Origin of the sequence: Robiginitalea sp. SC105, assembly GCF_014243345.1 — a bacterium.
Taxonomy (GTDB): domain Bacteria; phylum Bacteroidota; class Bacteroidia; order Flavobacteriales; family Flavobacteriaceae; genus Robiginitalea.
Genome location: NZ_JACLZF010000001.1, coordinates 1,886,399 through 1,910,116 on the forward strand (window position 1 = coordinate 1,886,399; position 23,718 = coordinate 1,910,116).

The window sequence follows — 23,718 nt, forward strand, 5'->3', positions numbered from 1 at the left end:
TGCGCCCGGGGCCGGAAATGGCCATGGGCTACTCCTGTTTGCGGCTTTAGCCGGAAGCGATTGTAAATCAAAAGAAAGCTAAATCGACACCATGCTGAATAAAGGCATAAAATTTCTCATCGAAAACAAACTGGTCGCTGTATTGCTGCTGGTCCTCTTTGTGGGCTGGGGCACGGTCAATGCCCCGTTTGGCTGGAAGACGGACTGGTTGCCGTCCGATCCGGTCCCGGTAGATGCCATCCCGGATATAGGTGAAAACCAGCAGATCGTTTTTACCCGGTGGCCCGGCAGGTCGCCCCAGGATATCGAGGACCAGGTGACGTACCCGCTTACCACTTCCCTTTTGGGGATCCCCGGGGTCCGCACCATCCGCAGTTCCTCCATGTTCGGGTTTTCCAGCATTTACATCATCTTCGAGGAAGGGGTGGAATTCTATTGGAGCCGAAGCCGGATCCTCGAAAAACTGAATTCGCTTTCCCCCGGCCTGTTGCCGGATGGGGTCAGCCCGGCCCTCGGTCCCGATGCGACCGCCCTGGGGCAGATTTTCTGGTATACCCTGGAGGGGCGTGATGCCCAGGGGAACGTAACTGGCGGCTGGGACCTGCAGGAACTCAGGAGCATCCAGGATTTTTACGTTAAGTATGCCCTTTCGTCTGCCAGTGGCGTCTCGGAAGTCGCTTCCATTGGCGGGTATGTGCAGGAATACCAGATCGATGTGGACCCGGAAAAGATGCGGCAATACGGCATTGGCCTTGATCAGGTGGTGGGGGCCGTCCGCATGAGCAACCGGGATATCGGCGCCCAGACCATTGAAATCAACCAGGCGGAATACCTGGTCCGGGGGTTGGGGTATATCGAATCCCTGGACGACCTGCGCAATGCGGTGGTGGCCTCCGAGGATTTTACCTCCCTGCGTCTGGGGGATATTGCAAACATCTCCCTCGGCGCGGCAGAACGGCGGGGCATCCTCGACAAGGGCGGGGCCGAAGTGGTCGGGGGCGTGGTCGTGGCGCGATACGGTGCCAACCCACTGGAGGTCATCAACAATGTCAAGGCCCAGATCGCGGAACTGAGTGACGGCCTGCCTTCCAAGGAACTCAGGGACGGGCGCATCTCCCAGTTGACCGTGGTGCCTTTTTACGATCGCACCGAATTGATACAGGAGACCCTGGGGACCCTGGAGGAGGCCCTCACGCTGGAGGTACTCATCACCATCCTGGTCATCGTGGTCATGGTCTTCAACCTCAGGGCTTCCGTCCTGATTTCCGGGTTACTTCCCGTGGCCGTCCTGATGGTGTTTATCGCCATGCGCTACGGGGGGGTGGACGCAAATATCGTGGCGCTTTCCGGGATCGCCATTGCCATCGGTACCATGGTGGATATGGGGGTGATCCTGAGTGAAAATATCATCCGCCACCTGGACGAATCGGAGGAGTCCGTCCCGGTGAACACGGTGGTCTACAACGCCACGGCAGAGGTATCGGGTGCCATCCTGACTGCCGTGATGACGACCATCATCAGCTTCATCCCCGTGTTCACGCTGATCGGGGCCGAAGGCAAGCTCTTCCGGCCCCTGGCATTCACCAAGACCTTTGCCCTGGCGGCTGCCCTGGTGGTGGCCCTCTTCCTCATCCCGCCCTTTGCGGCCTTCCTTTTCCGGAAAACGCCCCAACGGAGCCGGTTGCGACTGCTGGCCTATGGTTTGTTGACCGCTTCGGGCGTCGCGGTGCTTGCAGGAGGATTCACCATAGGGCTGGCCCTGGTGGCCTTCGGGCTCGTCGGTTTGCTGTCCCAGCCGGCCGTGGCTGGCAGGCTGCCCGCCGGCCTGGCCCGGATCGGAACCGATCCTTCCCGGCTGAACCTGGGGATCACGGTGGTAACCATCATCTGGCTGCTGACCGTTTATTGGCGCCCGCTGGGACTGAACCAGAACCTCTTCCTGAATTTCCTGTTCGTGTCGCTTATATGTACGGTTTTGCTTGGCGGCTTCATGCTGTTCCGGAGAAGCTATACCCCCATCCTCCGGTGGACCCTGCGGAACAAGCTCTTGTTCCTGGCGGCACCAGCAGCGCTGATCTGTTTGGGGTTCCTGATCATGCGCAATACAGGGAAAGAATTCATGCCTGCTCTGAACGAGGGTTCCTTTTTGCTGATGCCTACCTCAATGCCTCATGCCGGTGTGGCGGAAAATCAGCGGGTGCTGCAGCAGCTCGATATGGCCGTGGCGGCCATCCCCGAAGTAAAATCGGTGGTGGGTAAAGCGGGCAGGACGGAATCGGCCCTGGACCCCGCTCCCCTTTCCATGTATGAAAATGTGATCCAATACAAACCGGAATACCTGCAGGATCCTTCCGGGAAGCGGCAGCGATACCGGGTAGACCCGGATGGGCTTTTCGTGCTGAAGGACGGCGGCCGGGTGACCAACCCCAATACGGCAACGGATTCCGCGACTGCGGTCTATTTTGCCGATGTGACCCACTCCATGCTCATCCCGGACGCGGACGGGGCCTATTTCCGAAACTGGCGCCCGGAGATTGAATCCCCCGACGACATCTGGGACGAGATCGTTTCCGCAACCCGTATCCCCGGGGTCACCTCAGCCCCCAAGCTGCAGCCCATCGAAACACGGTTGGTCATGTTGCAGACCGGTATGCGGGCGCCCATGGGAATAAAGGTCAAGGGACCGGACCTCAGGCAGATCGAAGCCTTTGGCCGGGAACTCGAAACGATATTGAAAGAAGCGGACGGAGTCAAGGATGAAGCGGTCTTTGCCGACCGGATCGTGGGCAAGCCCTATTTGCTCATCGATATCGACCGGGAAAGGCTCGCCCGTTACGGCCTGCTCCTGGATGACGTGCAGCAGGTGCTGGAGGTGGCCCTGGGGGGCAAGGTGCTCACGCAGACCGTCGAGGGACGGGAACGCTACGGGGTACGCGTCCGCTATCCCAGGGAACTTAGGGACAGCCCCGAGGATATTGGTTCGGTGTATGTCCCTGTGCCAGGGGGCAACCCGGTCCCGTTGAGCGAGTTGGTGGAAATCCGCTATGAGCGCGGGCCAATGGCCATCAAAAGCGAGGATACGTTTTTGGTGGGCTATGTCCTTTTTGATAAGATGGACGGCTATGCCGAGGTGACCGTTGTCGAAAATGCCCAGCAGCTTATCCGTGAGAAGATCGATTCCGGCGACCTGTTGGTGCCCGAAGGGATCAGTTACCGGTTTACCGGTTCCTATGAAAACCAGGTACGGGCAGAGCGGACGCTTTCCGTGGTGGTGCCCCTGGTCCTGCTGATCATTTTCCTGATCCTCTATTTCCAGTTCCGCTCCGTGACCACTTCCCTGATGGTCTTCACCGGTATTGCCGTGGCATTTGCCGGCGGTTTCATCATGATCTGGCTTTACGGGCAGGAATGGTTCCTGAATTTCGGGTTATTCGGCGAAAACCTGCGGGACCTGTTCCAGATGCACCCGGTCAACCTGAGCGTTGCCGTTTGGGTCGGGTTTATCGCGTTGTTCGGGATTGCCACGGACGACGGGGTGGTCATGGCCACTTACCTGATGCAGAGTTTCCGGCGCAACCAGCCCGAAACGCTACCGGAGGTCCGGGATGCCGTGGTGGAAGCCGGTGAAAAGCGTATCCGCCCCTGCCTGATGACCACGGCCACCACCGTCCTCGCCCTGTTGCCCGTGCTGACCTCCACGGGAAGGGGGAGCGATATCATGATCCCGATGGCCATCCCCAGTTTTGGGGGGATGCTCATTGCCCTGATCACGCTTTTTGTGGTGCCGGTGCTCTATTGCTGGCGGGAAGAATTGCGATTGAAACGCCGTAGCGGGAAAACAGGCCCGGAAACGGTCAAAACCAAATGGATATGAAAGCGCGTTACTACCTGATGCAACTGATCCTCGCCCTGGGTGTTTTCCAGGGCCTGCAAAGCCAGGAGATCCGTTATTTTATAGACCTGGCCGAAGCCAATAACCCGGACCTCCAGGCGCTCCGGCTCCGGACCGACCTGGCAGGCGAGAAGGTCAATGAAGCAGGTGCCCTGCCGGATATCGAAATCGGCGCTGGGGTTTTTGTCAGTGAACCGGAAACCCGGACCGGTGCCCAGAAGGCGCGGTTTTCCCTCCGGCAAATGCTTCCCTGGTTCGGCCAGATTACCGCCCGGGAAGCCTACGCCTCCAGTATGGCAGAGGTCGAATACCTGGACTGGGTGATAGCCCGCCGCCAGCTCCGGCTGGATGTTGCCCGTTCCTATTACGGCTTGCAGGCACTCCGGCAGCAGATCGGGATCCTGGAAGATCAGGCCGGGCTGCTGGAAGCCTATCGGGAAATTGCGCTGGCTTCCGTGGAAACAGGCAGGGCTTCGGCCGTGGATGTCCTCAGGCTGGATATCCGCAGGAATGATGTGGATGCCCGCAGGCAAATCCTCGAGAACCAGTACCAGTCCGGGTCCTTTGCCTTTTTCCGGCTGATCAACGCGACGGAAACCGCCATTGGCTTTCTGGTCACCGACCTGCCGGCAGATTTGCCCGCAACGGAAATGCCCGCACTCGGGCCCCACCCGGAACTCGAAAAATACGACCGCCTCTACGAATCGGTTTCGAAGGAAGAAGCGGTAAACCGGAAAGCTGCCGGGCCCCGGATAGGCCTGGGGGTAGATTATATCCCTGTGGCGGAACGCACCGATATGTCCGTCCCGGACAATGGGAAGGATATCCTGATGCCCATGGTGTCCTTTTCGGTCCCCCTGTTCAACGGGGCCTACCGTTCCCGCACCCGCCAGAATGAGATCCGGCAGGCCACCCTGGAGGCCGAGGAGGTATCCCGCCGCAACCGCCTGGAAAGTATGTTGCGGGAGGCCTGGCAGGGGCAGCAATCCGAACGCATCCGCTATGCCGCGTTGGCGGAAAACACCCAGCGGACCCGGCAGGCGATAGAGATCCTGCTCCGCAACTATGAAACACAGACCGTGGACTTCGATGAATTGCTGGAAATGCACGAGCTGGAACTGAAACTGCAGCTGCAGCAGACCGAAGCCCTGGCCGCCTTCCTGTCCGAAGGGGCACTGGTCAACTACCTGGCCGGGGAATCCGATCTTTAAGGGAACCCCTGCCGAAACGATAAGAAACATGGAATACATTGATTAATTTTAAACTGAAACAAGATGATACAAATGAAAATGAATGCACCAAAAATGACCGGCCTGATGCTGGCTGCGATTACCCTGATGGTTTCCTGCAAGGAGGGGCCTAAAACAGCGGAAGACCCCACCCCGGTGGAAGCCGTTACGGCACAGGACGGAGGTATCGGTTTCCGGGAATCCGGGACCAACCAGGTCTTTGAGGCGTACCTGGACCTGAAAGATGCGCTGGTGGCGTCCGACCCACTTGCAGCCGAAAGCGCCGCAACACAAATGTTGCGCGCCCCGGGCCTGGACAACCCGGCAGTCAGGGAGGAACTGGAAACCTTTTTGTCGGCAGAAGGGATCGAGGGGCAGCGGGAAAGTTTTTCCAGCCTGGTCGCAAAATTGGAACCCGTACTCCGGGACCACCTGAGCACCGGGACGGTTTACAAGCAGTTTTGTCCGATGGCCTTCAACAATACCGGCGGATACTGGTTCTCCGATTCGGAGGAAATACGCAACCCCTATTTTGGCGATAAAATGCTCAAATGCGGCAAGGTGGATGACCGCCTGGTCGCGCAACCCTAACCCAGTAATGAAACCGTGCAATGGAAATGAAACACACCTATGACATAAAAGGCATGAGTTGCGAAGGCTGCAGGAAGCATGTCGCGGAATCCCTGTCGGCGGTCGAAGGGGTGCTTTCCGTAGTGGTAGACCTGGAAAAGGGCCAGGCGGAAATCGAGATGGGATCCCATGTCCCTATCGAGCGTTTCCAGGAGGCCCTCAGCGACAGCCACTACAGTATCCACCTGCCCGGTGACGCTCCCACGTCGCATGCATCCGGGAAGGCACATGCAGCGCAAAGCGGTAAAAACACCCCTCAGGCGGGAAAGGGCACCGGTACGTATTACTGCCCGATGCACTGCGAAGGGGACAAGACCTATACGGCGCCCGGGGATTGCCCTGTTTGCGGCATGGACCTGGTGGAACAACAGGACTTCAGCCAGGCTGCCAAACAGCAATACACCTGTCCGATGCACCCGGAAGTCGTCCGCGACGCCCCGGGAAGCTGCCCGATTTGCGGCATGGACCTGGTGCCCATGAAGCCGGAAGCCAGCGAAGGGGATAAGACCTATCGCAGGCTGTTGCGGAAATTCTGGATCGCCCTGGCGTTCACCCTGCCGGTTTTCTTTATCGCGATGTCCGAAATGCTGCCCGGAAACCCGCTCTACAGCTGGATGCCGCGCAGCTACTGGAACTGGGTACAACTGGGCTTGTCCCTGCCGGTGGTGTTCTACGCCACCTGGATGTTCTTTACCAGGGCCTACCGCTCTATCCGGTACTGGAACCTGAACATGTTTACCCTGATCGGGATTGGCGCGGGCGTCGCCTGGCTCTTCAGTGTTTTCGGTATTGTCTTCCCGGACTTTTTCCCGCCCCAGTTCAAGACGGCCTCCGGGGATGTCCACGTGTATTTCGAGGCAGCCACGGTGATCCTGACACTCGTGCTGCTGGGGCAGTTGCTCGAAGCCCGGGCCCACAGGAAAACGAATTCCGCTGTCCGGGAGCTGCTGAAACTGGCGCCCAACAAGGCCGTCCGTGTCCGGGATGGCAGGGAAGAGGAAATCCCCATCGACGCCATCGAAATCGGGGATACCCTCCGGGTAAAGCCCGGGGAGAAGATCCCGGTGGACGGAACGCTGACCGAGGGGCAAACCACGGTGGACGAATCGATGATCACCGGGGAACCGATGCCCGTGGATAAGGCGGTGGGGGACACCCTGAGGAGTGGTACCCTCAACGGGAACCGGTCCTTCCTCATGTCGGCTGAAAAAATCGGCTCGGAAACACTGCTGGCGCGGATCATCCAGCTGGTCAATGAGGCCGGGCGGAGCCGGGCACCCATACAGAACCTGGCCGACCGGGTCTCGGCCTATTTCGTGCCCACGGTCGTCCTGGTTGCCGTACTGACTTTTGCCATCTGGGCGTTTTTCGGGCCGGAACCCTCGTACGTCTATGGCCTTGTCAATGGTATAGCCGTACTCATCATTGCCTGTCCATGCGCCCTGGGGTTGGCGACTCCCATGTCTGTAATGGTAGGGGTCGGCAAGGGGGCCCAAAACGGCGTGCTGATGCGCGAGGCGGCAGCTCTTGAAACCCTTGCCAAAGTGGATACGCTTATCGTGGACAAGACCGGTACCATCACAGAAGGCCGGCCGGCGGTGGAAACGGTGGTCGGCCTGCCCGGGGTCTCAGATCCCGATTCGGTCCTGGAGCGGGCTGCTTCCCTGAACCAGCAAAGCGAACACCCCCTTGCGAGGGCCACGGTGGAGTACGCCAAGGGGAAAGGCCTGAAACCCGGTAAGCCCGAAGACTTCCATTCTGTAACGGGAAAAGGCGTGACAGGGAAGCTGGGCGGGCAATCCCTGGCCCTGGGCAACCGGGCGCTGATGGAACAGGAGCAGGCCGTTATCCCCGAATCCCTCGTGGAAAAATCCGGGGGCTTTCAGGATGCGGGCAAGACCGTTTCCTACCTGGCCGCTGATGGCCAGGTCATCGGCCTGATCGTCATTGGTGACCGGATCAAGGAAGGCAGTGGGAATGCCATCCGGGAATTGCAGAAAAAAGGGGTGGCGGTCATCATGCTTACCGGGGATAACCCCCGGACGGCGCAAACGGTGGCGGATACCCTGGGATTGACTGATTTCCGGGCCGGGATGCTCCCCGAAGATAAACTCCGGGAAGTGGAGCGGTTGCAAAGTCAGGGCAAGGTCGTGGCCATGGCAGGGGACGGCATCAACGATGCCCCTGCCCTTGCAAAAAGCGATGTGGGCATCGCCATGGGCACCGGGACGGATGTGGCGATTGAAAGTGCGGGGATCACCCTGGTAAACGGGGACCTTCACGGGATCGTCAAAGCAAGGAACCTCAGCACAAAGGTCATGCGGAACATCCGGGAGAACCTGTTTTTTGCGCTGGTTTACAATACGGTGGGCGTTCCGGTGGCAGCCGGGGTACTCTATCCTTTTTTCGGCGTCCTGCTGTCGCCCATGATAGCAGCTGCCGCCATGAGCTTCAGCTCGGTATCCGTAATTGCCAATTCCCTGCGCCTGAAATCCACCAAGATCGATTAAATAAATGATGGTAACCAGAAAAACCGCGCGGAAATTCCGCCTGACGCACCGCTACCTCGGGATCTTCCTGGGGATACAATTCCTGATGTGGACCATGAGCGGGTTGTACTTCAGCTGGACGGATATCGACGAAATTCACGGGGACCATTTCCTGAAGGAGGTACCCGTGGAAACCGAGTTTTCCGGGTTGCTCGGTACCGATAAGCTGGACATTGACCAGCCCATATCCAGCCTCCGGTTGCTGGATATCGGAGGGGAGCCCTTTTATTGGGTGAACGGGGCCCATTTGGTCCATGCCAGGACGGGAGTGAAAAAACAGGAGGTTTCGCAGGCAGAAGCCCTGCGGGTTTCTGAAAGGGAAATGAAAACCGGGCTCCGGGTTGCCGGGATCCGCAGGATCGACAGCGTCGGCCCGCACCATGAATACCGCGGACGCCCTTTGCCGGCTTATGAGATCAGTTATGTCACCCCGGAGAACCTGAAGGCCTACGTGGCCGTGCGCAATGGTGCCTTCCAGACCGTGCGCCACCGGGGCTGGCGTTGGTTCGATTTCCTGTGGATGACCCACACGATGGATTACCAGACCCGGGACGATTTCAATACGGGCCTGTTGCGGGCCTTCTCCCTACTGGGCCTGGTCACGGTGCTGAGCGGGTTCGCCCTTTGGTTTATCAGTTCGCCGACCCTCAGGAAGTGCATTCGACTATTAAAATTTAACAAATGACTACGATGAAAAAAACAATCTTTGTAATCGGCGGCGCCCTGCTGGCAGGCCTCCTGCTGGGGTATTTTATTTTTTCAGGGACCCCGGAAGGACCTGTGGTACCCGGGAATCACGAACATGGGGAAGCGGCAGGGGTTGAAATGTGGACCTGTTCCATGCACCCCCAGATCATGCAGCCCGAACCGGGCAATTGCCCCATTTGCGGCATGGAACTGATCCCGGCCGGTAGCAGCGCGGACGGGCTGGCACCGGGACAGCTCCGCATGTCGGAGAATGCCCTTGCCCTTGCCGATGTGCAAACAACCCGGCTGGGTACCGGGCAAGCGGTGAACCGTACCCTCCGGCTTTCGGGGACCATCGAGCCCAACGAAAAGAAAATTGCCACGCAGTCCGCTTATTTCGACGGCCGGATTGAAACCCTCTCGGTCAATTTTGAGGGCGAGGCGGTCCGGAAGGGGCAACGGCTGGCAACCCTCTATGCCCCGGAACTGGTGGCTGCCCAGCAGGAATTGCTCACCGCTTCCGGGATGAAGGAGACCCAACCCGACCTGTACCGGGCGGTACGCAAAAAGCTCGACCTCTGGAAGCTCTCTGAGGCGCAGATCCGTGAAATTGAAGCTTCGGGAAAGGTGCAGGAGTACTTTCCCGTCTTTTCGGATGTATCCGGCACCGTTTCGGAAATCAAGGTGGCTGCCGGGGACTATGTGCAGAAAGGGGCTCCCCTGTTCCGCATTGCCGACCTGGGGACGGTCTGGGCGGAATTCGACGCCTTTGAAAACCAGCTTTCCATCCTTGAAGAAGGCCAGCTGGTGACCATACGGGCAGCTGCCGTTGGAGGCAAGGAATACAAGGCCCCCATTGACTTTATCAGCCCGGTCCTCAATGCCACTACCCGGACGGCGGTCGTTCGCGCTGTCATAGACAACGCGGGCGGGGCACTCAAACCGGGGATGTTTGTCACCGCCGAGCTCGAGGTTGCCGCGGACGCTGCCGAAAGCGGCCTGGTCGTCCCCCGGAGTGCGGTGCTCTGGACGGGTGAAAGGTCCGTGGTCTATGTCAAACCCGATCCTGCAACCCCTGTATTCGAACTCCGGGAGGTGCAACTCGGTGCAGCGGTACCCGGCGGATACCGCATCCAGCAGGGGCTGCAAAACGGGGAGGAAGTAGTCACCAACGGGGCCTTTACACTGGATGCCGCGGCCCAGTTGCAGGGGAAGAAATCCATGATGAACCCAACCAGTGACGGGAAGCAGGCTCAATTGCACGACCATGGGGCAGGGGGACAGCAGGTCCCTGCAGCCAACCCCGTGAAACTGACCGATGCCCAGCAGGCACTTTTGCGGGAAGTGATCGGGCCCTACCTGCAGCTTAAGGATGCGTTGGTTGCTTCCGAAGCGGAAAGGGCGGGCGAGCTGGCCGCTTCGGCATCGAAACTCCTCGGATCTGCCTCCGGTGGCGGACTGGAAGCCCTGGCATTGGATTTCCGGGCCCTGGCCTCGGCAACGGGCATAGGGGAAAAACGGGATGCCTTTATCGGGCTTTCCGGGAAGATGATCGGCCTGGCCCGGCAGGTATCCGACCTCCCCGGCACCTTTTACATTCAGTATTGCCCCATGGCCAACAGCAACCAGGGGGCCTACTGGATCAGTTCTGATGAAGCCATCCGCAACCCCTATTACGGGGATGCCATGCTCACCTGCGGAGAAGTGCGGGAAACCCTGTAGCGCGTATCCGGGCGGTATTGGTTATATTTCCACTATGGAAAAGACGACTGCCCGTTCTATTTCATGGCTCCCAGTCCTGTGCCTTTTGGCGGGCGGGGGATGGCTGCTCACCGGTTGCGGGCAGGGGCAGGAGGCCCCACCTGTTGCCCCAAAGCCCAATATCATCTACATCCTTGCCGACGACCTGGGTTACGGGGACCTGGGCGCCTATGGGCAGCAGCGCATCGAAACACCAAACCTCGACCGCCTGGCTGCCTCGGGGATCCGTTTTACCCGGCATTATGCAGGGGCCCCGGTCTGCGCCCCTTCCCGGTATATGCTGCTGACCGGCAAACACAGCGGCCACAGTTATATCCGGGGCAATGACGAATGGGCGGACCGGGGCCCGGTCTGGGATTACCGGGCCATGGCACGCGACTCCACCCTGGAGGGACAGCGACCCCTGCCGGAAAGCGAAGTCCTGCTGCCGGAAAAGTTGCAGGAAGCCGGATACCGCACCGGTATGTTCGGCAAATGGGGCCTCGGGGCACCCCACACCAACTCCATTCCCACGGAGCGGGGCTTCGATTATTTCTACGGGTACAACTGCCAGCGGCAGGCGCACACCTACTACCCCCTCCACCTGTACGAAAACAATCGCAGGGTGCATCTTGAAAATGATACGATTGCGCCCCACAGCGGGTTCGAACCCGGGGTAGCGCTACGGGACTACGGGAGGTTCGATCAACAGGACTATGCCCCGGACCTCATATTTGACGCCATGGACCGGTTTATCCGCGAAGGAGACGGGAGCCCCATTTTTGTCTATTGGGCCACACCCATCCCCCACGTCCCCCTGCAGGCGCCCGAACGCTGGATTTCCTACTACCGGGATAAATTCGGCCCCGAGCCGCCCTATGAATCCGGGCCGGACAGCGGGTATTTCCCCCAGGAATTTCCCAGGGCCGCCTATGCAGCCATGATTTCCTACCTGGACGAGCAGGTAGGCCGCCTGCTGGACCGGTTGGCCGCTTCGGGGTTGCTGGAAAACACGCTGATCCTCTTCAGCAGCGATAACGGCCCTTCCTATGCGGGCGGCGCAGACCCGGATTGGTTTGACAGCGGCGGCCCCTTCCGGGAAACCTACGGGCGGGGAAAGGGTTTTGTTTACGAGGGGGGTATCCGCGTACCCCTCATTGCGAGCTGGCCGGGCGCCATCGCCGCCGGACAGGTGACCGACCACCTTTCGGCCCAGTACGACCTCATGGCCACCCTCGCCGGGCTGGCTGGTTTTGAGGTTCCCTCCGAAGGGGACGGGATCAGTTTCCTGCCGACGCTGACCGGCCGGGGGACCCAGCAAAAGCACGACCAGCTCGTCTGGGCGTTCCCTGAATACGGCGGGCAGCTGGCGCTCCGCTCCGGGCCCTGGAAAGTGGTCTTGCGGGAACTCAATAACCCGGCCGAAAACCCGGCCCCCGAGCTGTACAACCTGGATGAAGACCCGGGCGAAGGCACCGACCTTTCGGAACGATTCCCGGAAATGCTGGACAGCCTGCTCGGGGTACTTGCGCAGGAATATGAGGTGCCGGAAATCGCCAAATTCAGGTTGACGGAATGGGAATCCCGCTTGGAGCAGGCAAACAGCCGGAATTAGCGGGAAGGTTCCGGCAGGTATCCGAAGCAGCAGTGCCGGGTACATGGAAGGCCTGTGTTTTACTTAAAACTTTTGATAACTTGGGTTGTAAGGAACAGGCTTAAAATCCTACTTTTGCAGTTCAATTAATTGCCTTTTATTATGTCCGAAAGCACTGAACGAATCAAAACCCTTATCCTGGGATCCGGCCCGGCCGGTTATACCGCAGCTATCTATGCGGCACGCGCAGATCTGAAGCCTGTCATGTATACCGGGATGGAGCCCGGGGGGCAGTTGACCACCACCACGGAAGTGGAAAATTTCCCCGGATATCCCGATGGGATAGACGGGCCCACCATGATGGTCCAGCTGCAACAACAGGCCGAGCGATTCGGTACGGAGGTGCGTATCGGGATGGCCACGGCCGTGGAATTCAGCGACGAACCCGGCGGGATTCATCGGGTTACCATCGATGATACCACCGTGGTGGAAGCCGAAACCGTGATCATATCCACCGGGGCTTCGGCAAAATACCTGAATATCCCCAGCGAGCAGCGGTTGCGGGGAGGCGGGGTTTCCGCCTGTGCCGTTTGTGACGGTTTTTTCTATAAAGGGCAGGATGTGGCCATCGTCGGAGGCGGGGACACCGCCGCCGAGGAAGCCTCCTACCTGGCCAAAATCTGCAACAAGGTTACCATGCTGGTGCGCAAGGACCACCTGCGTGCCTCCAAGGCCATGCAGAACCGGGTGATGAACCTTGAAAATATCGATATCCGCTTCAATACGGAAGTGGATGAAGTGCTGGGGGACCAGGTAGTGGAAGGTTTGCGGATGGTAAACAACCAGACCGGGGAGAAGGAGGACATCGCCATCACCGGTTTGTTCATCGCCATCGGGCACAAACCGAACACGGATATTTTCAAAGGGCAGCTGGATATGGACCAGACGGGCTATATCATCACCAGGGGGAAATCCACCAAAACGAATAAACCCGGGGTCTTCGCCAGCGGGGACGTTCAGGACAAGGAGTACCGCCAGGCCGTTACGGCTGCGGGAACGGGTTGCATGGCTGCCCTGGATGCCGAGCGCTACCTTTCGGAAGTGGAAACCGGGGAGGAAGTAGGCCAGCAGTAACCGCTTGAAAAACTAAAATCCCGGAACACCTTCAGGGCGCCCCGGGATTTCCATCAGCTAATTCAAATACCTGATCTGCTGATCAATCAATACGTTTGTAGTTTTCCGAGAATTCGGGGTTGCCTTCCTCGTCCAGGGTAACCTGGCTGTAGGTGTTATCACCCAGGATCAGCTGGAACCGGAATTCGGTGGGCCCCAGGGTTTCCATAAAGTAATGGTCGCCGTACTCGATGTTTTCGATCAACTCGTCCGTGGTGATGTGATAGGACCCAAAACCAAAGCGGCCGATGGTGTCATTCGGGTCCGTACGAGACCACATGACTTTCCCGTTGTAGTACATCTTTACCTGCCGATAGCCTTCCTGCAAATTTGCCGTGTCACATACATTGTCGGCGTAGTTGCAAAAACTCTCGAGTTCCCAGGTTCCCTGGAGGCTGTGCATGGACGCCGGCGGGCTGGTAGTCATCGAAATGGTGGTTACAAACAAGGCTAGGAGGGAAAAGATACCGAAGGATTTTTTCATGGCGATAAAAAATTAGTGTCCTAATAAAGTGTTAAAAAGATACAATAATTTTTACTAAAGCCATATAAATGCAATATAATTTATAATGGGTTGAAAATTTTATTCCCAAATTATTGCAGATCCTGGAATGCGCCCAGGATTTTGGCCAGGCTCCGGATATGTGCCTCTGAATGGCTGGCCGTCAGGACGATACGCCCCGGGGATTCCGGTTGCTCAGCGGCATAGCTGAAGTGGGTGGCCAGCACGTTATTGGATTCCAGAAAAGCCGCCAGGGCTGCCTTCCGGAAGAGGAAGACCGGAAAATGCGCCCCGCCCGTCACCCCCGGCAGGTCCCGCAACCACCCCGAAAACAAACGGACATTCGCCCAAAGCCTTTCGAATTGCTCCAGGTAGAGCCCGGAATCCAGGGCCGCACAAAACGTGGCCAGGGCGGCCGGGGGGGCAGGGCTCGCCCCGGCAAATGCGGGTTCCTGCCTCAGGGATTGGATCCGGGTTGAGGTCCCCAGGATCAGTCCGGCGGTAACCCCCAGGGCCTTGCCCATGGAGGCGCAGACCATCAGGTCCCGCACGGCCAGTCCCCTTAACTCCGGGAAAGATCCCCGTCCCCCGTCCCCCAGGACCCCTGTGCCATGCGAATCGTCCGCGATGAGGATTACATCGGTCAAATCCAGGGTTCTCAGCTTTTCGACTACAAACCGCGGCCCGTCGGAAAAATCGATGGTATCGGTGAACAGGACAGCCTGTTTGCCGCCCTGTTGCCGGATTTTCAGCAAATCCAGCTCCAGCGCTTCCCAACTGCTCGCCCTGCCGGAGCGGGCGGGCAGGAGCGCGGCGTGGCAATTCGGGCTGAAAAGGCAATGGTACCCATTCCCGGAAAATGCATCGGCCAGCAGGCGGCCGGCCAGGAACCCGGAAGATACCGTAATACAGGCTTCACTTCCGGTCCAGGCAGCCAGGGCTGCCTCAGTTTCCCCGTAAATGGCGGGTACCAGCTGCCCCTCCCGGGAGGCCCCCCAGTGGGTCCCCATTTCCCGGGTGAAACGGGTCATCAGTTCCTGAAAACCCTCATGGGATTGCACCCCCAGGTAGGAGGTGCCTCCAAAATACAGCCATTGGGCGCCATCGGAGCGGAATTCCGCCCCCGGGATCCTGGATACGCTGTGTGTTTTTTTCTCCATTTTCAAGGGGATTGGGCCGGTATGGGGCAACCGGATCCGGGATACCTCATCATGCGTCGAGCAGGGTTACCCCGCATCCCCCGGTTTCAGGGAAAATGACGGATGCATCCTCCCGGATGACCACCCCCCGGGCAATGTCCCGGCGGAGCAGCATGGCGCCGTCCATGTCCACATAGTCCAGCTGGGGTAGCAACTGGGCGATGGCCGAAATGCCCACGGTGGATTCCGTCATGCAGCCCACCATGATTTTTAGCCCGAGCTCCCGCCCCCTTTGGATCATCCTCCGTGCCGGGGTAAGCCCGCCGCATTTGGTCAGTTTGATATTGATGCCGTTGAAATGCAGGCCGCACGGGTCTACATCCGACTCCGTGATGCAACTCTCATCCGCGATTACAGGCAATACGCTGGAATGGGCCACGTATTCCATCCCCTGCCAGTCTTCGGCAGGCAGCGGCTGTTCGATGAATTCCACCCCCAGCGGCTTCAGGGCCCGCGCATTTTCGAGCGTTTCCGCAACCGTCCAGGCGCAGTTGGCATCCACCCGGAATACCGCATCCGTATGTGCCCGCAATTCCCGGATCAGGGACACATCCCGGTCCGTGCCGAGCTTGACCTTGTATACCGGCCAGGGCCGCTCCTTCATTTTTTCTACCATCTTCTCGGGGGTATCCAGGCCAATGGTGTAGTTGGTTACCGGGAGGTTTTCCAGGCGGGTGCCCCAGAGGGCGTAAAGCGGTTTTCCCAGGCATTTCCCGTGGAGGTCGTTGCAAGCCATGTCCAGCGCACAGCGGGCAAAGTTGGACAGGTCCAGGCTTTCCAGCAACCGGAAAAATTCCGCGGGATCGGTGCCGCGGAAGGCTTCCAGCGGCTCCCGCGCACGTTCGATTTCGGCGGTCAGGGTGTCCAGGGTAACCCCGTAATACGGATTGGAAGTGGCTTCCCCGTATCCCGTTTTTCCGCCGGAGGAGAGGCTTGCGATGAGTGTGGGCTGGGTATCGTAGCGTTCCCGGGATATCCCGAAGGTATGCGCCAGTTCCAGCTGGTAGCGTTGCAGCTTGAGTTTCACGTCTGCCGATTTTTTTACCGAATGTAAGGAATAGCAGCAAAAAACCCCTGCGATTTTCACAGGGGTTTTAAGCAGGCGGTTCGTGTCCTGACTGATGATTGGTGATGGGATCAATATTTATGAACGCTCCCCGATGCAGATTTTTTGGCCTGGACACTGGCATCCCCGGTGTAGAGGATGTCGGCCCCGCTGCTTGCATCTGCCGTCAGGGATTCCGAGGCGTGGACGCGGATGTCGGCCCCGCTGCTCGCATTGGCATGGCATACCTTGACTTCCAGGTCCTGGGCTTTGATATCGGCCCCGCTGCTCGCGTCAGCATACAGCAGGTTGGCCCTGCCGCTGAGGCGGATATCGGCCCCGCTGCTGCAATCGGCCTCCACTTCGTCGGCCACCAGGGTGGCATCCAGGTCGGCTCCGCTGCTCGAATCCAGGCGGATCGCCCCCACTTCAAGGGTCCCCTGTGTTTGCAGGTCGCTGCCGCTGGAAGCGCTGAGTGCGGTGATTTCCGGCAGGCTGACATAGATGTTCTTGGTGGCCCGTCCGATGTTTTCAATCGCGTGGATTTTCAGTTTCCCCTCGCGGATATCCGTACCGATCAGGTCGATTACGTTTTCGTCCGCTTCCACCCGGATTTCATAGTCGTCGCCCTGGGTCACAAAGACATTCAGGCCCTCGGAGGCCGAAACGGAAGTGAAGTCGCCGGTAACGGTTCGGCCTTCTTCGACTACTACGCCATTGCCTTTTTTACCCGAGCCCCAGTTCATGTCCAGCATGCAGGATGATGCCAGCAGGGCCAGGATGAGTCCGATTGTTATTCTCGCTAGTGTTGCCATGATATTCGATTTTTGATTGTGGGGGAAACCCCCGGTTTAACTTTTGGTTCTGGTTGTTTTTATTTTGTTTTCAAATTTGCGGCAGGGGCGGCTTTTGCACCAATCCTTCCTACCGAATTGTCGCGGATGGGGGACGAACTGTCATCGCCCGCCTTCGTCCGCCTTGATCCGGACCCCGTTTTCGTCGATTTTCATCCGGAAGCTGTCCTCTTTGTCCTTCAGGTCGATATCCACGCCATTCTCGTCGATGATGATACGGTTGTCGCCATCTCCGTCCTCCCAATCGCCATTGCCCACGTCATCCGGGCAATCCGTGCAAACCAGGACGCCGTCGGCGCCCATCTTCCACCGGTAACGGACGATTTCCCGGTGGTATAGCCCGCGGTCGTTTTGGGTCCGCCGGCCCAGGTAATTGCGGGCCGAAGGCTCAAAGAGGAGCGGGGTGCCTTCCGGAACGAAGAGCGTGAGCCGCATTTCCTGGTTCCGCACCTTGTTGTCCACATCGGTGGTAAAGAAATTGTCCAGGTTCAGTACCGAACCGGCCAGCGCATACTGATATTGAATTGCGGCGGCGCGGTCGCGCGCATCCTCATAGGATCGGCCGTCGGCGTCTTTGCGGAGGCGCAGGTAGGCCACCGAATCCTCGGCTTTCCGGATATCGAGCATCAGGTCGTCCGAGTATAACACCGGCTGATCGTCGGCGTCGTACCGGATACGCATGCCGCCTACCATGGGGCCGGACTGCCCGTCAAACGCCCCGCCCCGGAAGCGGATGCGCAGCGTATCGCTGGCCGGGGAGGCAAGGGCAAGGGTATCGCTGGAGGTCACGCTTTCCGTATACGCATGGGCGGATACCTGCCGGATGCTGAGCACGGCCAGGCAAATCACGGAGATCAGCCAGAGGCCCAGCAGGGAGAATTTGGCGATATTCCCGATGGATTTCAGGTTGTTCACCAGGATTTTCAGGCCCAGGTACAGCAGGAAGAAGAACGGGATGCCCACGGTGAGGAAGACCAGCAGGGATACGATCCAGACCGGTGTTTCCGTTGAATTGAGCAGGCCGATCAGGTCGACGCCGGGGATATGCACCGCGTCCACGACCCCCACTGTAAAGAGTGCGATGAACAAGCCGATCAGCGTGGCGGCTCCGATGATAATCAACAGGATGCCGATGAACTTGCCGATCACCTTAAAAAAGAACATGATGACATCGCCCAGTGTGTCGAAAAAGGTCTTTCCGCTGCTTTTTACTTTGGAACCCACCTTCTCGTAATCCACGCTGCGCACCCGTTCGGCCACATCATCAATGCCTTCCTTTACCTTCCGCTCGATATTGCTGATATTGACCGGTTCCCCGGTCATATCCAGTTTCTGAGCAGTGGTTGCCGCCTCGGGGACCAATATCCACAGGAGGATGTAGGCGATAAACCCGAAGCCGCCGGCGAAGATGGCCAGGAGGATGAATATCAGGCGGATCCACAGGGCGTCTATGCCCAGGTAATGCTCGAGCCCGGCACACACACCACCGATGTATTTGTGGTCGATGTCCCGGTAGAGCTTTTTGGCGGCCCGCGTGGGACGGCTGCCGGTGGAGGTTTCGCTTTTCGGGGCGTCCTCAAAGATGTCCTCGTCAACCTGGTAATCCTCGGGCTGCCCCATGATGGCGATCACGGCGTCTACCTCCTTTTGGGTGATGACCTGCCGTTCGTTCTCCATTTTCTCGTAAAAGAGCTCCGCGATACGCGCCTCGATATCGGCGATGATCTCATCGCTGCCCGGGGTCCCCGCAAAGGATCGCTTGACGGCCTCGAGGTACCGGAGGAGCTTTTGATATGCATTTTCATCGATGTGAAAAAGCATATTGGCCAGATTTATATTTACAGTCTTGTTCATTTTACTTGTTTTTTGCGTTGGTAACCACATTTACGGCGGTACGGAGCTCGTCCCAGGTGGTGTTCAGCTCCTTAAGGAAAATAGTCCCGGTCTCGGTGAGGCCGTAATATTTACGGGGCGGTCCCGAGCTGGATTCCTCCCAACGATAGGAAAGCAATCCCGCGTTCTTGAGGCGGGTTAGCAAGGGATAGATTGTCCCTTCAACCACCAGCATCTTTGCGTCTTTCAGGGTGTCCAGAATTTCGGAGGCGTATTTGTCCTCCCCGCTCAGGATGGAGAGGATGCAATACTCCAGGACCCCTTTCCGCATTTGTGCCTTTGTATTTTCTACATTCATAATTTCGGGTCTTAATCCGCTGCCCCGGGGGATGAGTCCTGGGCGGTGGGGGTTAACTGTTCGTTTTTTGATCTCATGATGATTTGATTGATGAATAAACTCGGTGATGCCTAATGCAGGCTGATGATCCGGTGCATTTTCCAACCGTCCCCGGCCTGTTTCCATACGGTTACAAACCGGCTTGGTTTGGAGATGGCGTCCGGTTCCCGGTTGTTGAAAAACGTATGCAGCCCGATTTCGACGGCGCCAAACCCTTTTATTTCATGGACTTCCACGCTGCCCGCCACCAGGCTGCGGGTTACTTTCCCGCAGATGTTGACCTCAATGCTCTGGAGAATCTCTTTTTTTGAGGTACTCAGCCCGCCCTGGTCGTGATAGAATTCCAGGTCGTCGCTCAGGAGTTTCCCCTGGGTTTCCATATCGCATTGGTTGTAGGCGGTAAAGTAGCTGTTGTCCAGCTCCAGGATGGTGTTGTACAATTCCGAATCTTCGGGCACCTGGGCCGTGGCGTCGAGCAGGGCCCCTACCAGGATGGCGAGCAGAAGCAACAGGTGACGAATACTGGCATACAGGGGTGGACGGTGCAGGGGGTATGTTTTCATTATCGGATAAATTTTATGGTGAGCGGGTAACGGAAATACTGACCTTCGTTGGTGCGGATGGTCGCCAGGATCGTATAGACGATATTCACGGCGAACAACCCCATGCCAATCAGGCCCCCGATGCCGACGGGCCACCAGAAAAGGGGGAAGTCCATCAGGCCGGTTTCCCAGTTGAAGTGGAACGATTCAAAATTGTGGTGGTCGTTCCAGGAAAAGAGGCCATGGTCCAGCAGACCCGGGAGGGAGGCAATAAAGAAGGGGATACTGATGGCCCCGACCAGGAACGTATACAGGAACATGCTGATCTGGAAGTTCAGGGCCTGTTTGCCGTTGTAATCCACAAACTCATGCTGGTTTCGGTTGGAAAGCCAGAGCACCAGCGGGACCAGAAACTGCCCGAAAGGGATAAAGAACCTGGACAGGGTGGATCCGTGAATGAGAGCAGACAGGTTTCGCTCGTGTTTTGATAGTGTTTCTGTCATGGCCTAGTTGTTTCTTATGCAAATATATATACTAAAGAAGGTATTGTGCAAAACATAGTACTAAAAATTAACATAGTTTTAACAAAATTAGTTCCCTGTATTTTTGATACATTTAGGGGTAAATCCCATGCTTATGGCCCTGTCGGCAAAAACGTTCAACCGCTTCATGTTTTTTAAATTGCCTGCTGCCTGGTGGTGCGGGGTGCGGCTCAGGAGCCTGAACGGTGACCAGGCGGTTTGCACCGTAACCCACCGCTGGATCAACCAGAACCCGTTTCGATCCATGTTCTGGGCCGTGCAGGGGATGGCGGCAGAATTTGCAACCGGGGCCCTGGTCATGTACCATATCCGCGACAGCGGGCAGCCCGTATCCATGCTCGTGCTGAACAACAAGGCTAATTTCTCCAAGAAGGCCACCGGCCGAATCCGCTTTACCTGCACCGATGGCAGAGAGGTCCGGGAGGCGGTGGAACGGGCAGTAGCCTCCGGGAAGGGGCAAACGGTCTGGATGCGCTCCGTGGGGACGAACACCGAGGGTGTGGTGGTCAGCACCTTTGATTTTGAATGGACCCTGAAGGTAAAGGGTGCCTGAACCGGCCAAATAATGGCTGCTCGCCTGAGGATTCGACGGGAGGCCCCGGGACTGGCCTGCGCCGGGGGGTGATTTTATCAAATCGCATCGATCCTTGTAACAAAGGAAGTTTTTTAGTACTTATCCGGTAGAAATAGGAATGAATTAAAATCAGTTTGTGACATGGGCAACAAAAACCACGAAATCGACTATGAAATTTTTGGGGAGGAGATGCAGTACGTATCGGTGGAACTCGACCCCAACGAGGGCGTCATCGCAGAAGCCGGGAGCTTCATGATGATGGACCCCGACATCAGGATGGAGACCATCTTCGGGGACGGTTCCGAAAGGGACAGCGGGGTACTGGGCAAGATTTTTTCCGCCGGCAAGCGGATCCTGACCGGTGAAGGCCTCTTTATGACTGCTTTCTACAATGTGGGGCAGGGGAAGAAGCAGGTCAGTTTTGCCTCCCCGTATCCCGGGAAGATCCTGCCGATCGACCTGTCCGAGAAGGGCGGGAAATTCATCTGCCAGAAGGACGCTTTCCTTTGCGCGGCCAAAGGCGTATCGGTGGGCATCGAATTCTCCAAAAGGCTGGGCCGCGGCCTCTTCGGGGGCGAAGGTTTCATCATGCAGAAACTCGAGGGGGACGGGATGGCTTTCGTGCATGCCGGGGGGACCATGGCCAAACGCACCCTCCTGGCCGGAGAGGTGCTCCGGGTGGATACCGGGTGCATCGTCGGGTTTTCCCAGACCGTGGACTACGACGTCGAGTTTGTCGGGGGGATCAAAAACACCATCTTCGGGGGCGAAGGCCTGTTCTTTGCGACCCTGCGAGGCCCGGGGACCGTCTATATACAGTCACTGCCGTTCAGCCGGCTCGCGGGCCGGGTACTCGCCTCGGCACCCAAAGGCGGCGGGAAAGACAAAGGGGAGGGGAGTATCCTCGGCGGACTGGGCGACCTGCTCGACGGGGATAACCGGTTCTGATCCTGCATGGATTTTTTAGCCCTCTTCGATTTCCTGGAATCCCTCAGCCGGAACAACCACAAGGACTGGATGGACCGCCACCGCGCCACTTACCAGGCCCTTCGTGAAGATTTTATCGCCTGGCTGGACCGCCTGGATGCGCGCCTCGCAGAAATGGACCCGGACTATTATCCCACCCCCGGCCGGGTGGGTATCAACCGGATCAACAACAACCTGATGTTCCACCCGGACCGGCCCGTTTACAAGGACCATTTCGGGGCGGGCCTCGACAAGGCCCCGGGGACGGCGGATTTTTATATCGAAGTCGGCCTGAGCCAGTCCATGCTGGCCGGGGGGGTTTGGCGGCCCGGCCCCGACAGGCTCCGAAAGGTCCGGGAAGCCATCGATTACGACGGGGAGGTATTGCAGGCGATCCTGGACCGCCCGGCTTTCCGCAAGGCATTTGGCGGTCTCTACCCGGACCAGAAGCTCACCCGCATGCCCAAGGGCTACCCGACAGACCACCCGCATGCCGATCTGTTGAAACACAAGACCTTTGCGGTGGCTGCGCCCCTTAGCCGGTCCCGGATCCTCGCACCGGATTTCGAGGAGCACATCCTGAATACCTATCGGGAAATGCTCCCCTTCCGACGCTATCTGAACCGCGCACTCAGCGTATAGCCATCTGGAAGGAAATGCGTATCTTTTTGGGTAAATTACAGGCCATGAGCCGGAAACTGGTTTCCACCCTAAGCGTGTTTTTACTTTTGCTTCCCTTCCGGGGGATCTCCCAGGGGGAATCCACGGACAGCCTGCAGGCCGGCGCGGACCGGTTGTTCGCCTCCAGTGAACCCCTGCCCATTACCATCCGGGCCTCCATCGAAACGCTCAAAAGGGACACCAACGATTCCACCTACCTGGATGGGATGATGTATTACCAGTGGCCCGGCGAACCGGATTCCCTGGCGCTCCGGCTACAGGCCCGGGGAAATTTCCGCAGGACCGAGTGCTATTTTGCGCCCCTGAAACTGACTTTCCGGAAAAAGGATGCCCGCCCGACCATCTTCCGCGACCAGCGGGAACTCAAACTGGTCCTTCCCTGCCTGATCGGGAGCGAGGGGGACGACCTTGTACTCAAGGAATACCTGGCGTACCGGTTTTTCGAGCGGCTGGCCCCCTATTACTACCGCACGCGCCTGGTGCAGGTAACTTTTATCGAATTGAAGGGGCGCCGCGAGCGCACCCATGAGCTCCTGGGCTTCCTCATTGAGGACCACGGGACACTGGCCAGGCGTTACGGCGGCAAGCGCATCCGCAGGGACATGCCTCCCCAGATGCAGGATGACCGCCTCACTGCCCTGAACAACCTCTTCCAGTTCCTGATCGGCCATACGGATTTCTCCATCCGCAAGCAGCACAACCAGCGCCTGTACTATATTGACGAGACCTACGTGAGCATCCCCTACGACTTTGACATGTCCGGGTTTGTAAATGCTCCCTATGCCACCGTCTCCAATACCCAGCACCTCAAGGGCAACATTACCGATGTCCGCCAGCGAATCTACAAGGGGTACCAGCGGCCGGATGCCGTATTGCAGGAAGTCCGGTCCGACATCCTGGAAAGCCGTGCCGACATTTTTGACATCATGGCCTCGGTAAAACCGCTGTTCAAGGATGTCAGGCAGCTGCGCGTAGCCGAAGAATACATCGGGGAGGGTTTCAATATCCTGGAGGATGACCGCCATTTCCAAAGGCGCATCCTGGAAGCCCTGCGGGAATAAGTCCGCCGGCCCGGGAAGCGGGGGAATC

At 58.1% G+C, this 23,718-nt stretch carries 20 protein-coding genes; 12 read left to right on the plus strand and 8 right to left on the minus strand.

Annotation, left to right across the window (positions count from 1 at the left end; genetic code table 11):
• The first annotated feature begins 91 nt into the window (after nt 1-91).
• The 8 genes from H7F20_RS08335 to trxB all read left to right on the plus strand — a co-directional run bounded on the left by H7F20_RS08335 (nt 92) and on the right by trxB (nt 13,455).
• Nucleotides 92-3,874: an efflux RND transporter permease subunit gene (locus tag H7F20_RS08335; RefSeq protein WP_185785631.1), complete on the plus strand. Its 3,783-nt coding sequence runs from the start codon at nt 92-94 to the stop codon at nt 3,872-3,874.
• A complete protein-coding gene (locus H7F20_RS08340; protein ID WP_185785632.1) occupies nt 3,871-5,103 on the plus strand; it encodes a TolC family protein in 1,233 nt (410 codons plus the stop codon). The genes H7F20_RS08335 and H7F20_RS08340 overlap by 4 nt, the downstream gene beginning before the upstream one ends.
• Nucleotides 5,104-5,166: 63 nt before the next feature.
• Nucleotides 5,167-5,712: a DUF3347 domain-containing protein gene (locus H7F20_RS08345; protein WP_185785633.1), complete on the plus strand. Its 546-nt coding sequence runs from the start codon at nt 5,167-5,169 to the stop codon at nt 5,710-5,712.
• Nucleotides 5,713-5,738: 26 nt separating this feature from the next.
• Nucleotides 5,739-8,261, plus strand: a complete 2,523-nt coding sequence (locus tag H7F20_RS08350; protein ID WP_185785634.1) for a heavy metal translocating P-type ATPase — start codon at nt 5,739-5,741, stop codon at nt 8,259-8,261.
• A gap of 7 nt (nt 8,262-8,268) precedes the next feature.
• Entirely contained in the window at nt 8,269-8,985 is a 717-nt protein-coding gene (locus tag H7F20_RS08355) for a hypothetical protein (RefSeq protein WP_185785869.1), read from the plus strand.
• 5 nt (nt 8,986-8,990) lie between these two features.
• Nucleotides 8,991-10,709, plus strand: a complete 1,719-nt coding sequence (locus tag H7F20_RS08360) for an efflux RND transporter periplasmic adaptor subunit (protein WP_185785635.1) — start codon at nt 8,991-8,993, stop codon at nt 10,707-10,709.
• Between the two features lie 34 nt (nt 10,710-10,743).
• Nucleotides 10,744-12,342, plus strand: a complete 1,599-nt coding sequence (locus H7F20_RS08365) for an arylsulfatase (RefSeq protein WP_185785636.1) — start codon at nt 10,744-10,746, stop codon at nt 12,340-12,342.
• A gap of 141 nt (nt 12,343-12,483) precedes the next feature.
• Nucleotides 12,484-13,455, plus strand: a complete 972-nt coding sequence (trxB, locus tag H7F20_RS08370) for a thioredoxin-disulfide reductase (RefSeq protein ID WP_185785637.1) — start codon at nt 12,484-12,486, stop codon at nt 13,453-13,455.
• A gap of 82 nt (nt 13,456-13,537) precedes the next feature.
• Here trxB and H7F20_RS08375 read toward each other — a convergent pair whose 3' ends face one another.
• The 8 genes from H7F20_RS08375 to H7F20_RS08410 all read right to left on the minus strand — a co-directional run bounded on the left by H7F20_RS08375 (nt 13,538) and on the right by H7F20_RS08410 (nt 20,369).
• Nucleotides 13,538-13,978 (minus strand): hypothetical protein, encoded by a 441-nt coding sequence (locus tag H7F20_RS08375; protein WP_255444018.1) that lies wholly within the window; start codon nt 13,976-13,978, stop codon nt 13,538-13,540.
• Between the two features lie 110 nt (nt 13,979-14,088).
• Nucleotides 14,089-15,156: an aminotransferase class I/II-fold pyridoxal phosphate-dependent enzyme gene (locus H7F20_RS08380; protein WP_185785638.1), complete on the minus strand. Its 1,068-nt coding sequence runs from the start codon at nt 15,154-15,156 to the stop codon at nt 14,089-14,091.
• Between the two features lie 49 nt (nt 15,157-15,205).
• Nucleotides 15,206-16,222, minus strand: a complete 1,017-nt coding sequence (locus H7F20_RS08385; protein WP_185785639.1) for a dipeptide epimerase — start codon at nt 16,220-16,222, stop codon at nt 15,206-15,208.
• Between the two features lie 110 nt (nt 16,223-16,332).
• Nucleotides 16,333-17,055 (minus strand): head GIN domain-containing protein, encoded by a 723-nt coding sequence (locus tag H7F20_RS08390; RefSeq protein ID WP_185785640.1) that lies wholly within the window; start codon nt 17,053-17,055, stop codon nt 16,333-16,335.
• 141 nt (nt 17,056-17,196) lie between these two features.
• Complete coding sequence (locus tag H7F20_RS08395; protein ID WP_185785641.1) at nt 17,197-18,948, minus strand: PspC domain-containing protein; 1,752 nt, start codon at nt 18,946-18,948, stop codon at nt 17,197-17,199.
• A gap of 1 nt (nt 18,949) precedes the next feature.
• Entirely contained in the window at nt 18,950-19,285 is a 336-nt protein-coding gene (locus H7F20_RS08400; protein WP_185785642.1) for a PadR family transcriptional regulator, read from the minus strand.
• Between the two features lie 110 nt (nt 19,286-19,395).
• The gene (locus H7F20_RS08405; protein WP_185785643.1) at nt 19,396-19,887 is read right to left on the minus strand and encodes a nuclear transport factor 2 family protein; all 492 of its coding nucleotides are present in this window, start codon (nt 19,885-19,887) and stop codon (nt 19,396-19,398) included.
• Nucleotides 19,887-20,369, minus strand: a complete 483-nt coding sequence (locus H7F20_RS08410; protein WP_185785644.1) for a DUF4870 domain-containing protein — start codon at nt 20,367-20,369, stop codon at nt 19,887-19,889. Before H7F20_RS08410 ends, H7F20_RS08405 begins: the two co-directional genes overlap by 1 nt.
• Before the next feature lie 133 nt (nt 20,370-20,502).
• On the opposite strand from H7F20_RS08410, the gene H7F20_RS08415 reads away from it, so the two are divergent.
• The 4 genes from H7F20_RS08415 (at nt 20,503) to H7F20_RS08430 (ending at nt 23,690) form a co-directional block, all read left to right on the plus strand.
• Nucleotides 20,503-20,961, plus strand: coding sequence for a DUF4442 domain-containing protein (locus H7F20_RS08415; protein ID WP_185785645.1), 459 nt, complete (start codon nt 20,503-20,505; stop codon nt 20,959-20,961).
• A gap of 162 nt (nt 20,962-21,123) precedes the next feature.
• A complete protein-coding gene (locus tag H7F20_RS08420) occupies nt 21,124-21,930 on the plus strand; it encodes a TIGR00266 family protein (protein ID WP_185785646.1) in 807 nt (268 codons plus the stop codon).
• A gap of 6 nt (nt 21,931-21,936) precedes the next feature.
• The gene (locus H7F20_RS08425; RefSeq protein ID WP_185785647.1) at nt 21,937-22,590 is read left to right on the plus strand and encodes a DUF2461 domain-containing protein; all 654 of its coding nucleotides are present in this window, start codon (nt 21,937-21,939) and stop codon (nt 22,588-22,590) included.
• 44 nt (nt 22,591-22,634) lie between these two features.
• The gene (locus tag H7F20_RS08430) at nt 22,635-23,690 is read left to right on the plus strand and encodes a hypothetical protein (RefSeq protein ID WP_185785648.1); all 1,056 of its coding nucleotides are present in this window, start codon (nt 22,635-22,637) and stop codon (nt 23,688-23,690) included.
• The last annotated feature ends 28 nt before the right edge of the window (nt 23,691-23,718 follow it).

Bases quoted from the DNA above. Each gene is read 5' to 3' on its own strand.
- H7F20_RS08375 (WP_255444018.1), bottom strand. From the start codon at position 13,978: ATGAAAAAATCCTTCGGTATCTTTTCCCTCCTAGCCTTGTTTGTAACC.
- H7F20_RS08335 (WP_185785631.1), top strand. From the start codon at position 92: ATGCTGAATAAAGGCATAAAATTTCTCATCGAAAACAAACTGGTCGCT.
- trxB (WP_185785637.1), top strand. From the start codon at position 12,484: ATGTCCGAAAGCACTGAACGAATCAAAACCCTTATCCTGGGATCCGGC.
- H7F20_RS08360 (WP_185785635.1), top strand. From the start codon at position 8,991: ATGAAAAAAACAATCTTTGTAATCGGCGGCGCCCTGCTGGCAGGCCTC.
- H7F20_RS08425 (WP_185785647.1), top strand. From the start codon at position 21,937: ATGGATTTTTTAGCCCTCTTCGATTTCCTGGAATCCCTCAGCCGGAAC.
- H7F20_RS08365 (WP_185785636.1), top strand. From the start codon at position 10,744: ATGGAAAAGACGACTGCCCGTTCTATTTCATGGCTCCCAGTCCTGTGC.
- H7F20_RS08345 (WP_185785633.1), top strand. From the start codon at position 5,167: ATGATACAAATGAAAATGAATGCACCAAAAATGACCGGCCTGATGCTG.
- H7F20_RS08405 (WP_185785643.1), bottom strand. From the start codon at position 19,887: ATGAAAACATACCCCCTGCACCGTCCACCCCTGTATGCCAGTATTCGT.
- H7F20_RS08415 (WP_185785645.1), top strand. From the start codon at position 20,503: ATGGCCCTGTCGGCAAAAACGTTCAACCGCTTCATGTTTTTTAAATTG.
- H7F20_RS08400 (WP_185785642.1), bottom strand. From the start codon at position 19,285: ATGAATGTAGAAAATACAAAGGCACAAATGCGGAAAGGGGTCCTGGAG.
- H7F20_RS08350 (WP_185785634.1), top strand. From the start codon at position 5,739: ATGAAACACACCTATGACATAAAAGGCATGAGTTGCGAAGGCTGCAGG.
- H7F20_RS08410 (WP_185785644.1), bottom strand. From the start codon at position 20,369: ATGACAGAAACACTATCAAAACACGAGCGAAACCTGTCTGCTCTCATT.
- H7F20_RS08340 (WP_185785632.1), top strand. From the start codon at position 3,871: ATGAAAGCGCGTTACTACCTGATGCAACTGATCCTCGCCCTGGGTGTT.
- H7F20_RS08430 (WP_185785648.1), top strand. From the start codon at position 22,635: ATGAGCCGGAAACTGGTTTCCACCCTAAGCGTGTTTTTACTTTTGCTT.
- H7F20_RS08420 (WP_185785646.1), top strand. From the start codon at position 21,124: ATGGGCAACAAAAACCACGAAATCGACTATGAAATTTTTGGGGAGGAG.
- H7F20_RS08390 (WP_185785640.1), bottom strand. From the start codon at position 17,055: ATGGCAACACTAGCGAGAATAACAATCGGACTCATCCTGGCCCTGCTG.
- H7F20_RS08380 (WP_185785638.1), bottom strand. From the start codon at position 15,156: ATGGAGAAAAAAACACACAGCGTATCCAGGATCCCGGGGGCGGAATTC.
- H7F20_RS08395 (WP_185785641.1), bottom strand. From the start codon at position 18,948: ATGAACAAGACTGTAAATATAAATCTGGCCAATATGCTTTTTCACATC.
- H7F20_RS08355 (WP_185785869.1), top strand. From the start codon at position 8,269: ATGGTAACCAGAAAAACCGCGCGGAAATTCCGCCTGACGCACCGCTAC.